The 16,003-nt window shown below is 62.7% G+C and carries 11 protein-coding genes, 2 tRNA genes and 1 pseudogene; 10 read left to right on the forward strand and 4 right to left on the reverse strand.

Features of this window, described 5'->3' with window-relative positions; genetic code table 11:
- Nucleotides 1-5 precede the first annotated feature (5 nt).
- The 7 genes and pseudogenes from hflX to ACI2KG_RS16355 all read left to right on the forward strand — a co-directional run bounded on the left by hflX (nt 6) and on the right by ACI2KG_RS16355 (nt 8,519).
- Nucleotides 6-1,307, forward strand: coding sequence for a ribosome rescue GTPase HflX (hflX, locus tag ACI2KG_RS16325; protein ID WP_404662562.1), 1,302 nt, complete (start codon nt 6-8; stop codon nt 1,305-1,307).
- Nucleotides 1,308-1,403: 96 nt separating this feature from the next.
- A complete protein-coding gene (hflK, locus tag ACI2KG_RS16330; RefSeq protein WP_201202868.1) occupies nt 1,404-2,585 on the forward strand; it encodes an FtsH protease activity modulator HflK in 1,182 nt (393 codons plus the stop codon).
- Complete coding sequence (gene hflC / locus ACI2KG_RS16335) at nt 2,585-3,454, forward strand: protease modulator HflC (protein WP_391129473.1); 870 nt, start codon at nt 2,585-2,587, stop codon at nt 3,452-3,454. Before hflK ends, hflC begins: the two co-directional genes overlap by 1 nt.
- A gap of 301 nt (nt 3,455-3,755) precedes the next feature.
- Entirely contained in the window at nt 3,756-4,943 is a 1,188-nt protein-coding gene (locus ACI2KG_RS16340; protein WP_400612108.1) for an ATP phosphoribosyltransferase regulatory subunit, read from the forward strand.
- 55 nt (nt 4,944-4,998) lie between these two features.
- Nucleotides 4,999-6,291 (forward strand): adenylosuccinate synthase, encoded by a 1,293-nt coding sequence (locus tag ACI2KG_RS16345; protein WP_404662563.1) that lies wholly within the window; start codon nt 4,999-5,001, stop codon nt 6,289-6,291.
- Nucleotides 6,292-7,400: 1,109 nt separating this feature from the next.
- A pseudogene (locus ACI2KG_RS16350) lies at nt 7,401-7,661 on the forward strand (HAMP domain-containing protein); the annotation flags it as partial.
- A 69-nt stretch (nt 7,662-7,730) separates the two neighbouring features.
- Nucleotides 7,731-8,519 carry a methyl-accepting chemotaxis protein gene (locus tag ACI2KG_RS16355; RefSeq protein ID WP_404662578.1) on the forward strand — a complete coding sequence of 263 codons (789 nt, stop codon included), beginning with the start codon at nt 7,731-7,733 and terminating at the stop codon, nt 8,517-8,519.
- Between the two features lie 320 nt (nt 8,520-8,839).
- Here the strand turns inward: ACI2KG_RS16355 and ACI2KG_RS16360 are convergent, their stop codons facing one another.
- The 4 genes from ACI2KG_RS16360 to ACI2KG_RS16375 form a co-directional block, all read right to left on the reverse strand.
- On the reverse strand, nt 8,840-10,405 hold the full coding sequence (locus ACI2KG_RS16360) for an ABC transporter permease (protein WP_404662564.1): 1,566 nt from the start codon (nt 10,403-10,405) through the stop codon (nt 8,840-8,842).
- Nucleotides 10,405-11,418: an extracellular solute-binding protein gene (locus ACI2KG_RS16365; RefSeq protein WP_404662565.1), complete on the reverse strand. Its 1,014-nt coding sequence runs from the start codon at nt 11,416-11,418 to the stop codon at nt 10,405-10,407. The genes ACI2KG_RS16360 and ACI2KG_RS16365 overlap by 1 nt, the downstream gene beginning before the upstream one ends.
- Nucleotides 11,419-11,661: 243 nt before the next feature.
- A tRNA-Leu gene (locus ACI2KG_RS16370) sits at nt 11,662-11,748 on the reverse strand.
- 88 nt (nt 11,749-11,836) lie between these two features.
- Nucleotides 11,837-11,923, reverse strand: a tRNA-Leu gene (locus ACI2KG_RS16375).
- Between the two features lie 272 nt (nt 11,924-12,195).
- On the opposite strand from ACI2KG_RS16375, the gene rnr reads away from it, so the two are divergent.
- From rnr to rpsF, 3 genes are all read left to right on the forward strand, one after another.
- Nucleotides 12,196-14,775 (forward strand): ribonuclease R, encoded by a 2,580-nt coding sequence (gene rnr, locus ACI2KG_RS16380; RefSeq protein ID WP_404662566.1) that lies wholly within the window; start codon nt 12,196-12,198, stop codon nt 14,773-14,775.
- The gene (gene rlmB, locus ACI2KG_RS16385) at nt 14,772-15,518 is read left to right on the forward strand and encodes a 23S rRNA (guanosine(2251)-2'-O)-methyltransferase RlmB (RefSeq protein ID WP_404662567.1); all 747 of its coding nucleotides are present in this window, start codon (nt 14,772-14,774) and stop codon (nt 15,516-15,518) included. Before rnr ends, rlmB begins: the two co-directional genes overlap by 4 nt.
- A 302-nt stretch (nt 15,519-15,820) precedes the next feature.
- On the forward strand, nt 15,821-16,003 hold a 183-nt coding region (rpsF, locus tag ACI2KG_RS16390), incomplete at its 3' end, for a 30S ribosomal protein S6 (RefSeq protein ID WP_404662568.1).

Consider the following 16,003-nt stretch of genomic DNA (forward strand, 5'->3'; position numbering starts at 1 on the left):
CTGCATTGTTCTTTGAGCGCCACGGTGGTGGTGAGCGGGCGTTGCTCGTTCACTTGGAAGGTCACAACCCTGAGGCGCGCGAAGACCCGCAGGAGTTTCAGGAGTTGGCATTGTCGGCCGGTGCCGACATCGTTTCGCTGGTCACGGTGACAAGGCATCAGCCTTCCGCCAAATACCTGATTGGCAGCGGCAAGGTCGAGGAACTGCACGACCTGGTCCATGCCGAACAGGTAGACCTGGTGATTTTCAATCACACCCTCACGCCCAGTCAGGAGCGCAACCTCGAACGTGTGTTCGAGTGTCGTGTGCTTGACCGTACCGGGCTGATCCTCGATATCTTCGCCCAGCGGGCGCGTACCCATGAAGGCAAGCTGCAGGTCGAACTGGCCCAGCTGGACCACATGAGCACGCGGCTGGTGCGCGGCTGGACCCACCTTGAGCGACAAAAAGGCGGTATCGGCCTGCGCGGCCCGGGTGAAACCCAGCTGGAAACCGACCGCCGCCTGTTGCGGGTGCGCATACGCCAGATCAAGTCACGCCTCGAGAAAGTGCGCAGCCAGCGCGAGCAGGCGCGTCGCGGGCGCAAGCGCGCGGATATCCCGTCAGTGTCGCTGGTGGGTTATACCAACGCCGGCAAGTCCACGCTGTTCAATGCCCTGACCGAATCCGAGGTGTACGCCGCGGACCAGTTGTTCGCTACCCTCGACCCGACCCTGCGCCGGCTCGAACTCAACGACCTGGGGCCAATCGTGCTGGCCGACACCGTGGGTTTCATCCGCCACCTGCCGCACAAGCTGGTCGAGGCATTTCGGGCTACGCTCGAAGAGTCGAGCAACTCCGACTTGCTGGTGCATGTGATCGACGCCCATGAGCCAGAGCGCATGGAACAGATCGAGCAAGTATTGGCGGTGTTGGGCGAGATTGGCGCCGAAGGCTTGCCGATCCTCGAGGTGTATAACAAACTCGACCTGCTTGAAGATGTCGAGCCCCAGATCCAGCGCGATGCCGATGGCAAGCCGGAACGGGTCTGGGTATCGGCACGCGATGGGCGTGGCCTGGAGCTGGTTGGCCAGGCGATTGCCGAATTGCTGGGGGAAGATCTGTTTGTCGGTACCCTTTGCCTGGAGCAGCGTTTTGCCCGCTTGCGCGCGCAATTCTTTGCCTTGGGGGCGGTGCAGGGTGAAGAGCATGATGAAGAAGGGCGCAGCCTGCTGAGCGTGCGACTGCCCATGGTCGAACTGAATCGCCTGGTCAGCCGCGAAGGCATGGAGCCGCAAGTGTTTGTCGAGCAACACACTTTGCAATAAATGCCCGTCGAGGTCGCCGGGCAGCAGTGACAGGCATTCTGTAGCATTGGACGGCGCGCCGTGGGCGCGTCTTTGCTTTATCAGATGGAGAGCGCTATGGCTTGGAACGAGCCGGGTGGCAACTCGAACAATCAGGATCCCTGGGGCGGCCGCCGTGGTGGCGGTGGCGGTGGTGGTGACAAGAAAGGTCCGCCGGATCTGGACGAGGCCTTCCGCAAACTGCAGGACAGCCTGAACGGCATGTTCGGCGGTAAAAAGAAACGTGGCGGCGGTGACCGCAATGTCGGCAAGGGCGGTGGCCTTGGCCTGCTGGGCATTGGCCTGGCGGTGCTGGCTGCCATCTGGCTGTACAGCGCCGTGTACGTGGTCGACGAGCAGGAGCAGGCCGTGGTGCTGCGCTTCGGCAAGTACTATGAGACGGTCGGTCCCGGCCTGAACATCTACTTCCCGCCGTTCGATCGCAAGTACATGGAAAACGTCACGCGTGAGCGTGCCTACACCAAGCAGGGCCAGATGCTGACCGAAGACGAGAACATCGTCGAGGTGCCGCTGACCGTCCAGTACAAGATCAGCAACCTGCAGGACTTCGTGCTCAACGTCGACCAGCCTGAGGTGAGCCTGCAACACGCGACCGACAGTGCCCTGCGCCACGTGGTGGGTTCCACCTCGATGGACCAGGTGCTGACCGAAGGCCGTGAGCAGATGGCCGTGGATATCCGCGAACGCCTGCAGCGCTTCCTCGACAACTACCGTACCGGTATCACCGTGACCCAGGTCAACGTACAGAGCGCGGCAGCCCCGCGTGAAGTGCAGGAAGCCTTCGACGACGTGATCCGTGCCCGCGAAGACGAGCAGCGCGCCCGCAACCAGGCCGAGTCCTACGCCAATGGCGTGGTGCCCGAAGCCCGTGGTCAGGCGCAGCGCATCATCGAGGACGCCAACGGTTACCGCGACGAGGTCATCGCCCGTGCCAAGGGTGAGGCTGACCGCTTCACCAAACTGCTGGGTGAGTACCGCAAGGCACCTGACGTGACCCGTCAGCGCCTGTACCTCGAAACCATGCAAGAGGTTTACAGCAACTCGAGCAAAGTCATGGTGGCGACCAAGGACGGGCAGAACAACCTGCTCTACCTGCCACTGGACAAGATGGTCGAAGGCAGCCGCAATACGTCCGCGCCAGCCACCAGTGTGTCGCCATCGGCCAACGATGCCGCCGCGCGTGCCGCGCAGGACCTGCAACAGCAACAGCAGCAGCTGCGTACTAGGGAGAGCCGCTGATGAGCAATAGATCGCTGATCGCCCTGATCGCCGCCGTGGTCCTGGCCATCGTGGCCTGGAACAGCTTCTACATCGTGTCCCAGACCGAGCGTGCAGTCATGCTGCGCTTTGGTAAGGTGGTCCAGGCAGATGTCCAGCCTGGCCTGCACGTGAAGATTCCGTACGTGAACCAGGTGCGCAAGTTCGACGCCCGCCTCATGACCCTTGACGCCCCGACCCAGCGGTTCCTGACCCTGGAGAAGAAAGCGGTGATGGTCGACGCCTACGCCAAGTGGCGCGTCAAGGACGCCGAACGCTTCTACACTGCCACCTCCGGCATGAAGCAGATTGCCGACGAGCGTCTGTCGCGTCGCCTGGAAAGCGGCCTGCGTGACCAGTTCGGTAAACGTACCCTGCACGAAGTGGTATCCGGTGAACGTGACGCGCTGATGGCTGACATCACTGCATCGCTGAACCGCATGGCCAACAAGGAGCTGGGTATCGAGGTGGTCGACGTGCGCGTCAAGGCCATCGACCTGCCGAAGGAAGTCAACCGCAGCGTATTCGACCGCATGAGCACCGAGCGTGAGCGTGAAGCGCGCGAACACCGTGCCAAGGGTAACGAGCTGGCTGAAGGTATTCGTGCCGATGCCGACCGTCAGCGCCGTGTGCTGCTGGCCGAAGCCTATCGCGAAGCAGAAGAAACCCGCGGTGATGGCGACGCCCAGTCGGCTGCCATCTACGCTAAGGCCTACACCCAGGACGCTGATTTCTATGCGTTCTACCGTAGCCTGCAGGCGTACCGCGAGAGCTTCTCGAGCAAGAGCGACGTGCTGGTCCTGGACCCGAAGAACGAGTTCTTCCGCTACCTGGACAAGAGCAGGCCGTGATGCTCAGGCCCTGATTTTCATGCAGCGGCGCCCCGCCTGGCAGCTAAAACGCCAGGCGGGGTGCATCCTGAATGAAAAGGGGTGTATGATGAGGCAGCCGGGAAATTTCCCGGCTTTTTTGCGTCTGCAAGGTTGATTGGCACAGCGCCAATTGACCGTTTGGTCAGCTCGCAAGGCAATTCGAGGGTGTCGGGTACGGTGGCTGCGCTGGGATCAGTGCTGCCCGCTGCTGTGCGCGATACCGGCTTTACTGACGGCTCGCCTGCTGGCAAGCCGCCCGGACCAGAGGGGAAATGGCGTAATGGCAACGGTAGACCGCTGGCTGCTGCCAGATGGCATCGAGGAAGTACTGCCACCTGAGGCTGCGCGCATCGAGATTGCGCGCCGCCAGGTGTTGGACCTGTTCCAGAGTTGGGGCTACGAACTGGTCGTCACCCCGCATATCGAGTACCTGGAGTCGCTGTTGACCGGCGCCGGCCAGGACCTGGATCAGCGCACCTTCAAGGTGGTGGACCCGCAGTCCGGCCGCCTGATGGGCTTCCGCGCCGACTTCACCCCGCAGGTGGCGCGTATCGACGCCCACACCCTGCGCCGTGAAGGCCCAAGCCGCCTGTGCTACGCCGGCAGCGTGCTGCACGCCCAGCCGCGTGCACTGTCCACCTCGCGCAGCCCGATCCAGCTGGGTGCCGAGTTGTACGGCGATGCCAGCCCGACCAGCGACGTCGAAGTCATCAGCCTGATGCTCGCCACGCTGCAACTGGCCGATGTGCCGGACGTGCACATGGACCTCGGTCACGTCGGTATCTACCGCGGCCTGGCCCGTGCTGCCGGCCTGTCCGGTGCGGTCGAGCAGCAGCTGTTCGACGCCCTGCAGCGCAAGTCGGTCGACGAAGTGCAAGCACTGACTGCCGACCTGCCGAAAGACCTGGGCAACATGCTGCGTGCGCTGGTCGAACTGTGTGGCGGCCGCGAAGTGCTGAACGAAGCCCGCGTGCGCCTGGGCCGTGCCCCGGCCAGCGTGCTGGCCGCGCTGGACGACCTGCTGGCGATCGCCGACCGCCTGGCGTCGCGCTACCCGGAGCTGCCGCTGTACTTCGACCTCGGTGAGCTGCGCGGTTACCACTACCACACCGGCGTGGTGTTCGCCGTGTTCGTGCCGGGCGAAGGTCAATCGATCGCCCAGGGCGGGCGCTATGACGATATCGGCGCCGACTTCGGCCGGGCGCGCCCGGCTACCGGTTTCTCCACGGATTTGAAGACCCTGGTCACACTGGGGCGAGCGGAGGTCGTATTGCCAACTGGCGGCATCTGGATGCCGGACAGTGGCGACGCGGCCCTCTGGCAGCAAGTCTGCCAGTTGCGCAACGAGGGCCAGCGTGTGGTCCAGGCTTTGCCTGGCCAGCCGTTGAGTGCTGCTCTCGAGGCGGATTGTGATCGGCAATTGATTCAGCAAGACGGGCGCTGGCAGGTTCTGCCGCTGGCCCAGTGAGTTTCTGCGTCGGCAAAGGCCGGCAACCAAGTTTGCGTGAATGAGGACCAATGTAATGGGTAAGAATGTCGTCGTCCTGGGCACCCAGTGGGGTGATGAGGGCAAAGGCAAGATCGTCGATCTGCTGACCGAACATGCTGCCGCCGTAGTGCGCTACCAAGGTGGCCACAACGCGGGCCACACCCTGGTGATCAACGGTGAAAAGACCGTTCTGCACCTGATTCCGTCCGGCATCCTGCGTGAAGGCGTACAGTGCCTGATCGGCAACGGCGTGGTCGTTGCCCCGGATGCACTGATGCGTGAAATCACCAAGCTGGAAGAGAAGGGCGTACCGGTGCGCGAGCGCCTGCGCATTTCCCCGGCTGCGCCGCTGATCCTGTCGTACCACGTGGCCCTGGACCAGGCCCGCGAAAAAGCCCGTGGCGAAGCCAAGATCGGCACCACCGGCCGGGGCATCGGCCCAGCCTACGAAGACAAGGTTGCACGCCGCGGCCTGCGCGTGGGCGACCTGTTCCACCGCGAGCGTTTCGCCGCCAAGCTGGGTGAGCTGTTGGACTACCACAACTTCCAGCTGGTGAATTACTACAAAGAGCCGGCCATCGACTTCCAGCAGACCCTGGACGAATGCATGGCCTACGCCGAGCAGCTCAAGCCGATGATGCTCGACGTCACCGCCGAGCTGCACAACCTGCGCCGCGCCGGCAAGGACATCATGTTCGAAGGCGCCCAAGGTTCGCTGCTGGACATCGACCACGGCACCTACCCGTACGTCACCAGCTCCAACACCACGGCTGGCGGTATCTCCACCGGTTCCGGCGTTGGCCCGATGTACCTCGACTACATCCTGGGTATCACCAAGGCCTACACCACGCGTGTCGGTTCCGGTCCGTTCCCGACCGAACTGTTTGACGAGACTGGCGCTACCCTGGCCAAGCGTGGCCACGAGTTCGGTTCCACCACCGGCCGTGCCCGTCGTTGCGGCTGGTTCGATGCCGTCATTCTGCGTCGCGCCATCGACGTCAACAGCATCTCGGGCATTTGCCTGACCAAGCTGGACGTACTGGACGGCCTGGAAACCATCAACATCTGCGTTGGCTACAAGAACGAGAACGGTGCTGTGATCGACGCACCTTCCGATGCCGACAGCTACATCGGCCTGGAGCCGGTGTACGAAGAGATGCCAGGCTGGAGCGAGTCGACCCTGGGTGTCAAGACCCTGGAAGCGCTGCCAGAAGCTGCTCGTGCTTACATCAAGCGCATCGAAGAGCTGGTAGGCGCGCCGATCGACATCATTTCGACCGGGCCTGACCGCAACGAGACCATCGTGCTGCGTCACCCGTTCGCCTGATCTGCCCTCCAGGCTGATCTGACGCCGTGGCCCTGAAAGGGGCTGCGGCGTTTTTGTTTGTGTTCCCCTGTGCTGGCCTCTTCGCGGGTGAACCCGCTCCCACAGGGATCGCACATGCCTTAAAATCTTTGCGGTCTTTATGGGAGCGGGATTACCCGCGAAGAGGCCGGCACCGGAAAACCTATTGCTTAATCTTGGCGTTTATCCCTCCTGCCCACGGCACAACCCTTGCTGTAAGAAACGTCTGACGACGCCATCAAAATAGTGGCGCCAGAAAACACGAGGGTTACACCGTGTCTGCCATCCTCTCACTGTTACGAAGCCGCCTTTTGCGGCCTGTATTTGTTGCCCTTGGTATCGCTCTTTTGGTGCAGGTGCTGGTTGCCGTTGCGCTCACCCGCAGCACGGTCACCGCCCTGGAGGCCGACTTGGGCGAGCGCCTGGGTAATGACAGCCGCCAACTCGCCAACGACCTGGAGCAAGCTGGGCAAGATGTACGGTCGGGCCTTGACGGCCTGTCCAATAGCACTCGCCAGCGCCTCAGCGCGGGTTTGTCTACGCGCCTGCAAAGCGAGCAGCAGCAATTGCGCAGCACCCTGGAGAAGAACCTCAAGGATTCCGCCAACGACATGGCCGAACTGCTGGCCTCGGTCGCCCCGCGGGCGATCTGGGACAACGACGTGCCGGTGCTCTCCGACTTCGCCCGTCGCGCCCAGCGTAACCCCAACGTGCTGTTCGTGGTCTACGACGATGCTCAGGGCCAGCACCTGACCCGCTACCTGAATCGGCAAAACCCGATCAACCAGGCTTTGATGGAGAAAGGACAGGGCGAGCGTGCGCTGGACAAGGTGATTGACGCAGCCCGCCGTGATCCGGCGGTGTACTTCGTCGAAGCGCCGATCAACCCCAATGGTGCGGAAATCGGCAAGGTGGTAATGGGTGTTTCCACCGCTGGCATCGACCAGGAGCTCAAGGCCCTCGACCAACGCTTTTCGGCGTTGATTGCCAGTGGTGAGCAGTTGGTTGGCGACAGCCTGGTCGGTGCTGCCGCCGACAGTGGCAAAACCCTGCGCGAACGCCTGGAAAAAGCACAGGGCAGCGCCGCGGCAATGCAGGCCAACACCGCCCAGACCGTGCGTGAGGCTGCTGCCGAGTTGCGCTGGCGCATCGGCCTGGGGCTGGTGGTGGTAGGGCTCGGTGTGCTGCTGGTCGTGGCCGTGGTGCTCGGCCGCCGGGTACTGAGCAAGCTGCGCCTGTTGATCACCGCCCTGAATGACCTTGCGGCGGGCGAGGGTGACCTGACAAAGCGCGTGCCGCTCGATAGCCGCGATGAAATTGGCGACATGGCCTCGGCAGTGAACCGCTTTGTCGACAAGTTGCAGCCAATCGTGCGTGAGGCGGGCGAAGTGGCGCAGCGCACGGGCGTGGAGATTGGCGCCATGGCCAAGCGTAATGCCGGTGCCGATGCCGCCGCCGCGCTGCAGCGAGATGAAGTGGCAGCCAGCCTGCGTGACCTGTCGAGCATGGCCGATGAGGCGCAGGCCGAAAGCCACGCGATGCAGGCGGCATTGCAGCAAGTGGTGGATATCCGCCAAGCCACGGACGAGAACAGCCGCACCTCGACCCAACTGGCCGGTTTGATCGAGAACCTGGCTGGGCAGGTAGATGCTGGCTCCCAGGTGATCGAGCGCCTGGCCAAGCAGAGCGAGCAGATCGAAGTGGTGTTGACGGTGATCCACGGCATTGCCGAGCAGACCAACCTGCTGGCCCTGAACGCCGCCATCGAAGCGGCCCGTGCGGGTGAAACCGGGCGTGGCTTTGCTGTGGTGGCGGATGAGGTGCGGGCGCTGGCGAGCAAGACGCAAAGCTCCACCGGGGATATCCAGGCGCATATCGCCGCACTGCAGAAGGGCGCCAAGGAAGCCGTGGCCACCATCAGCCAGGCTGGGCTCAAAGCTGGCGAAGGGTTGCTGGTGCTGCGTGACAACGAGCGCCGTCAGCAGTCAGTGCAAGCGGCCGTGGAGCAGGTGCACGCGGCCATTGGCCTGGCTACCCGCGCCGCCGAGCAGCAGGCGAGCGGTGCACAGGCGGTGCGGGGGCGGGTAGAAACCATTCATGCCCAGGCTGAGCGCTCGGCGGAGGTGGTGATGCAGACTACGGCCAGCAGCAAGGTGCTGGATGATCTGGCCGCGCAACTGCGGGCCAGCTTAGGTCAGTTCAGAGCCTGAGTTGGGGCAGGGTGTTTGTCGTGGGTTTTCGGGCGCTGTGAGATCGAGCGCCGCCCGCGCGGCGCTTCGCGGCACAAGGCCGCTCCCACATCTGTTTCGGGCCAGTCCTTCCTTTGAGGTCACCTCTGGCCGCCTTGTTTGTTCCCTTTGATATCGAAGGTGACACAGTTGCTCTTTGTCAATTTCCAGCCATGCACCTAGGGTGCGAGTGCGAAGGAGGCAGGAGTAACTGGCCTTAAACAGATGTGGGCCTTGTGCCGCGAAGCGCCGCGCGGGCGGCGCTCGATTTCTGCTCCACCTCAAAGCCCAAGGCATGCACCTCAAGCTTTGTTCAGATACATCCGCGTAGTCAGCAGATAAACCGGCAACCCCGACACCACGATGAGCAACGCCGCGTAAGGCGCCGCCGCAGCGAACTCAACGTTGGCCGTGTGCGCCCACACCTCGGTCGCCAAGGTGGTCATGCCGGTCGGGCTGAGCAGTAGCGTGGCGGTCAGCTCCTTCATCGCATCCAGGAACACCAGGGCAAAAGCTGCCGCCATGGCCGGGAAGATGATTGGCAGGGTCACCCGGCAGAACGCCGCAAAGCTGCTTGCACCCAGCGTTCGAGCGGCCTCTTCCAGCGTCGGCGAAGCCTTGTTCAGCGCGGTGCGCACCGGCGACTGCGCCAACGGCAGGAACAGCAGCGCATAGGCCAGCAGCAGCAAGGCCGTGGTCTGGTACAGCGCGGGCACGTAGTGCAGGGCGAAGAACACCAAGGTCAGGGCAATCACCAGGCCGGGCAGGGCGTGCAGCAAGTACGGCAGGCGCTCGGCCCAGATCGCCAGGCGGCCCTTGTAGCGCACCACCAGGAAGCTGATTGGCAGTGCCAGCAGCACACAAAAGCCAGCACCACCCAGCGACACCGACAGCGAAGTGAACAGCGCCTTGGAGATGGCCGCCACCGGGAATGCCGCCGACGAGCCAACGCTCAGCCAGTAACCGAGCATGGCCAGCGGAATACCGCTGCCCAGCACCGCCAGGCCCACGCAGAACAGTTGCGCCAGCACCGCACAGCCACGCAGCCGCACCGGTTGCGCACGGCGTGCCACGCCTTGGCCGATGCGTACATGGCGGGCCTTGCCGCGTACGCGCAATTCCAGCCACAGCATCACCAGGCACATCGCCAACAGCACGGCAGACAGCATCGCTGCGTTGGCGTTGCTGAACTCCAGTTCGAACTGCTGGTAGATCGCCGTGGTGAAGGTTTGCAGGCCGAGAATCGACAGTGCGCCGAACTCCACCAGCATGTGCAGGGCGATCAGCAGCGCGCCGCCGAGCATCGACGGCCACAGCAGCGGCAGGGTGACTTTGACGAACACCCCCCAGCGGCTGCAGCCCAAGGTGCGCGCCGACTCCTCCAGCGAGGTGTCGAGGTTGCGCAGGGTTGCGGCCACCGGCAGGAACACCAGTGGGTATTTGGACAGCGCCATGACCATGATCGCCCCGCCAAGCCCTTCAAAGTCGGAGCTAAGCGACACCCAGGTGAAGCTGCTGACGAACGATGGCACCGCAAACGGCAGGCACAACATCACGCCCCACAATCGGCGGCCCGCCAGGTTGCTGCGCTCCAGCAGCCAGGCCAGCGCCAGGCCGACCACCATGCAGGTCAGCGTCACCCCGACCATCAGCAGCAAGGTGTTGCGCATCAGCCCCCAGACAAAGGGCCGCCACAGCAGTTGCAAGGCTTCGCGCCAGCCGGCTTCCCAGGCTTTGATGGCGACATAGGCCAGCGGCAGCAAGCTCATCGCCACCAGGAACAGTACGGGCAGCAGCACCCAGATGGAAGGGCGCTTGCGGCGCGGTACGAAGCGTACCGGCGCAGGCTGGGAGAGTGCGGCGGTCATTAGAGCAGGCCGACCTCGCGCTCAAGCTCGATGGCTTCCTCGGCATTGCCCAGGTCGGCCGGCGAGATCTGTGGCGGACGCAGCTCTTCGAACGGCTTCAGGCCGCGGTCGGAAACCATACCCTTGTGCAGCGGGTATTCGGCGGTGGTCTGGGTGATCACGCGCTGGCCTTCTTCGCTGGCCATCCAGTTGAGCAGGGCCTGGGCTTCTTTCGGGTGTTTGCTGGCCTTGACCGCGGCAGCACCGGAGATGGTTACCAGGTTGCCGGCGTCACCGTCGGCCAGGTAGTACAGCTTGGAGTCGAGCTTGCCGCGCTCACGCTCCAGGGCGTACCAGTAGTAGTTGTTCACCAGCACCGCGGCAACTTCGCCTTTTTCCACTGCCTTCAGCGCGACCATGTTGTTGGTGTAGGTCTTGCCGAAGGCTTTCAGGCCGGTCAGCCATTCTTCGGTGGCTTCGCGGCCGTGCATTTTCAGGATGGCCACCGCCTGTTCCTGGAAGGCGCCGCTGGTCGGCACGTAACCGACGCGGCCTTCCCACTCGGGGTTGGCGAAATCCATGACAGTGGTCGGCAGGTCTTTTTCGTCGATCTTCTTCGGGTTGTAGACCACAACGCGGGTACGTGCGGTAACGCCCATCCAGGTGCCGTTGGCGCCTACGTATTCCTTGGGCAGCATATTCAGCGTGGCGTCGTCGATCTTCGCCAGCAGGCCCAGCTCGCCAAGGTTGTTCAGCGGTGGCGACTCTTCGGTGTAGATGATGTCGGCCGGCGAGCGGTCGCCTTCCTCGATGATCTGGCTGGCCAGCTGGTTGCTGCTGCCCTTGCGGATATTGATGTGGATACCGGTCTTGGCCTCATAGGCCTTGGCGATGGCTTCGCCGATTTCCTTGTGCTGACCGTTGTACATGGTCAGGGTGACCGGTGCGTCTGCCATGGCGGCCGGAGCGCCGATGACCAGGCTTAGCACGGCGGCGGCCAAGGTACGCATCAGCGGTTGCGGGCGGATCGTCATGCGGGTACTTCCTCGCTTACGGCTACATATTTGGAAACAATGGTAAACGAAATCGTTTCTCAAGTGGCCGGGTGACGAGAAATTCATGGTCAGATCGGCTTGGGCCTTTTGCGCCTGTGAGATCGAGCGCCGCGAGGGCGGCGCTCGATCTCCTAGGCGCCAGAGCATTCCCGGCAGACGAGGAGGGCGAGACAAAATCGCAGGCAAGAAAAAACCCACTAGCAAGCTAGTGGGTTTTTTGTATGGTGCCCAGGAGAAGACTCGAACTTCCACGACCTTGCGGTCACTGATACCTGAAACCAGCGCGTCTACCAATTCCGCCACCTGGGCAAAGCTTTGAATCATCTGATGAAGGCGAAAAACGTTCGCTTTCACACAGCAGTAACAGATCCTTGGTCATCTGTTACTTGAAAATACTTGGTGCCCAGGAGAAGACTCGAACTTCCACGACCTTGCGGTCACTGATACCTGAAACCAGCGCGTCTACCAATTCCGCCACCTGGGCACACATTCGAGATTATTTGATGCTTTACAGCGTCGCTAATCTCTACTACAACTTCGGGCTTGTCCGTCGTTGTGGTGCGCACTATACGGACGGTCCGGGGGGCTGTAAACCCCTCGAGCAAAAAAAAATTCAAAAAATTCAACTTGTTGATTCCACAGGCCTATTCCTGCTGTTTATGCACTGCAGCAGGGGCTGTCCAAGGCCGACATTTCCGGTTTCAATACGCCTATGCCAGAATTCATATCTATATACCCCAAGGTGAACCCCTTCTGATGGCCGATTGGCAATCCCTCGATCCCGAGGCCGCTCGCGAAGCGGAAAAATACGACAACCCCATTCCCAGCCGTGAGCTGATCCTGCAGCGCCTTGCCGACCGTGGCGAACCCGCTGCGCGCGAGGAGCTGGCGAAAGAGTTTGGTCTGTATGAAGAAGACCAGATCGAAGCCCTGCGCCGCCGCCTGCGTGCCATGGAGCGCGACGGCCAGCTTATCTATACCCGGCGCGGCACTTATGCCCCGGTAGACAAGCTGGACCTGATCTGTGGCCGTATCTCCGGCCACCGCGATGGCTTCGGCTTCCTCATTCCCGATGATGGCAGCGACGACCTGTTCCTGAGCCCGTCGCAAATGCGCCTGGCTTTCGATGGTGACCGTGCGTTGGCGCGGGTTTCCGGCACCGACCGCCGTGGCCGCCGTGAAGGCGTGATCGTCGAGGTCATTTCCCGCGCCCACGAAAGCGTGGTCGGCCGCTACTTCGAAGAAGGCGGCATCGGCTACGTGACCCCGGACAACCCGAAGATCCAGCAGGAAGTGCTGGTCACTGCCGGGCGCAACGGTGGCGCGAAGATCGGCCAGTTCGTCGAGATCAAGATCACCCACTGGCCGACCCCGCGCTTCCAGCCGCAAGGCGACGTGGTCGAGGTCATCGGCAACTACATGGCGCCGGGCATGGAAATCGATGTTGCCCTGCGCAGCTACGACATTCCGCACGTCTGGCCAAACGATGTGGTCAAGGAAGCGCGCAAGTTCCGCTCTGAGGTAGAAGAGAAAGACAAAGAGAAGCGCGTCGATCTGCGCCACCTGCCGTTCGTCACCATCGACGGTGAAGACGCCCGCGACTTCGACGATGCCGTCTATTGCGAACCGCTGGGCAAGCTGCGCCTGTTCTCCGGTGGCTGGCGCCTGTATGTGGCCATCGCCGACGTGTCCAGCTACGTGCGCCTGGGCTCGGCCCTGGACGTCGAAGCCCAGCAGCGCGGCAACTCGGTGTACTTCCCCGAGCGCGTGGTGCCGATGCTCCCCGAAGAGCTGTCCAACGGCCTGTGCTCGCTGAACCCGCACGTCGATCGCCTGGCCATGGTCTGTGAGATGACCATGAACAAAGCCGGCCAGATGGTCGACTACCAGTTCTACGAAGGCGTGATCCACTCCCACGCCCGCCTGACCTACAACAAGGTCAGCAGCATGCTTGAGCACGCACGTACCCGTGAGGGCAAGGCGCTGCGCGAAGAGTACAAAGAGGTCGTGCCGGACCTGAAGAACCTGTACAACCTGTACAAGGTACTGGTGGATGCGCGTCACACCCGTGGTGCCATCGACTTCGAAACCCAGGAAACCCGCATCATCTTTGGCGACCAGCGCAAGATCGCGGAAATCCGCCCGACCGTGCGCAACGATGCCCACAAACTGATCGAAGAATGCATGCTGGCGGCCAACGTCGCCACTGCCGAGTTCCTGCAGAAGCACGGCGTGCCGGCCCTGTACCGTGTGCACGACGGCCCGCCGCCGGAGCGCCTGGAAAAACTGCGCGCCTTCCTTGGCGAGCTGGGGCTGAGCCTGCACAAGGGCAAGGACCCGTCGCCGAAGGACTACCAGGCCCTGCTGGCGAGCATCGCCGGGCGCCCGGACTTCCACCTGATCCAGACGGTGATGCTGCGCTCGCTGAGCCAGGCCGTGTACAGCACCGAGAACAACGGCCACTTCGGCCTGAACTACGAGGCGTACACCCACTTCACCTCGCCGATCCGTCGTTACCCGGACTTGCTGGTGCACCGCGCCATCCGCAGTGTCATCCGGTCCAAGGTCGATACCCCGCACGTCAAGCGTGCCGGCGCCATGAGCATCCCCAAAGCGCGTATCTACCCGTACGACGAGAACACCCTCGAGCAACTCGGCGAGCAGTGCTCGATGACCGAGCGCCGTGCCGATGAAGCCACCCGCGACGTGGTCAACTGGCTCAAGTGCGAGTTCATGAAGGACCGCGTGGGCGAGACCTTCCCGGGTGTGATCACCGCAGTGACCGGTTTCGGCCTGTTCGTCGAGCTGACCGACATCTACGTGGAAGGCCTGGTGCACGTCAGTGCGCTGCCGGGTGACTACTACCACTTCGACCCGGTGCACCACCGCCTGTCCGGCGAGCGTACCGGGCGCAGTTTCCGCCTGGGTGACACCATCGAAGTCAAAGTCATGCGCGTCGACCTGGACGAGCGCAAGATCGACTTCGAAGTGTCGGAGAAAACCCTGGCAGCGCCGATCGGTCGCAAGCAGCGCGGTGCCGCGCCTGCAGCCGACAAGGTTGAGCAACAGCCGGTAACCGAAGCGAAGGCCACGCCCAAACCGCGCAGCCGCAAGAGCGAAGCGTCCGAGGCGTACTTCCCTAAAGATGCTGTGCAGCGTAACGCCGAGGTGCGTAAAAGCCGCGAAATGAAGAAGGCGTTGATGACCGACGCGCGCAGCAGTGCCGGCAGCAAGTCGGAGAAAGGCGGCAAGTCGTCCGGCTCCGGCAAGCCGACCAAGCATCGTAAAGGCCCGCCGAAGTCCGGTGCGCCACGCAAGAGCAAGAGCAAGTCATGAGTCAGCTGGAAAAGATCTACGGCGTGCACGCCGTGCAGGCGTTGCTGCAGCACCATCCGAAACGGGTCAAGCAGATCTGGCTGTCGGAAGGGCGCAGCGAGCCACGCCTGCAGGCGCTGCTGGCGCTGGCCGCAGAAAACCGCGTGGCGGTTGGCCAGGCCGAGCGCCGCGAGATGGATGCCTGGGTCGAAGGCGTGCACCAGGGCGTGGTCGCCGAGGTCAGCCCGAGCCAGGTGTGGGGCGAGCTGATGCTCGAAGAACTGCTCGAACGCACTGAAACGCCGCCGCTGGTCCTGGTGCTGGACGGTGTGACCGACCCGCACAACCTCGGTGCCTGCCTGCGTACCGCCGATGCGGCCGGCGCTACGGCGGTGGTCGTGCCCAAGGACAAGTCGGCCACCCTCACCCCGGTGGTGCGCAAGGTTGCTTGCGGCGCCGCCGAGGTGATCCCGCTGGTGGCGGTGACCAACCTGGCGCGTACCCTGGAGAAGTTGCAGCAGCGTGGCTTGTGGGTAGTCGGTACTGCCGGCGAAGCCGAGCAGGAGATTTACCAGCAGGACCTGACTGGTCCGCTGGTGATGATCATGGGCGCGGAAGGCAAGGGCATGCGCCGGCTGACCCGCGACCATTGTGATTTCCTGGTGAAATTGCCGATGGGCGGGAGTGTCAGCAGCCTGAACGTGTCGGTGGCGACCGGGGTTTGCCTGTTTGAAGCGGTGCGTCAGCGGCAGGGCAAGCGCTGATCTTCAGCCTGTACCGGCCTCTTCGCGGCGGTTCGACGCCTCGATGAACCCGCTCCTACAACGGATTGCGGTCCCTGTAGGAGCGGGTTTACCCGCGAAGAGGCCATCAGCTTGTGAATATGTTTCAGGCTGTTCAAATATTCACCAATCACCTTGCTTGTGCGCCCCACCTTCTCTACAATTGCGCCCCTTGCCGAGCTGGCAGGCGCTCATGTGCCTCCCCTCCGTGCAAGACATACAGTGTCATTCACTCCTTGTCTGACCAGATTCACTGGCAGACTACTAACCCGTAAGGAGCATTCATGCGTCATTACGAAATCATCTTCCTGGTTCACCCGGACCAGAGCGAACAAGTCGGCGGCATGGTTGAGCGTTACACCAAGCTGATCGAAGAAGATGGTGGCAAGATCCACCGCCTGGAAGACTGGGGCCGTCGTCAACTGGCCTACGCAATCAACAATGTTCACAAGGCTCACTACGTGATG

Origin of the sequence: Pseudomonas sp. NPDC089407, assembly GCF_044900445.1 — a bacterium.
Lineage (GTDB): Bacteria > Pseudomonadota > Gammaproteobacteria > Pseudomonadales > Pseudomonadaceae > Aquipseudomonas.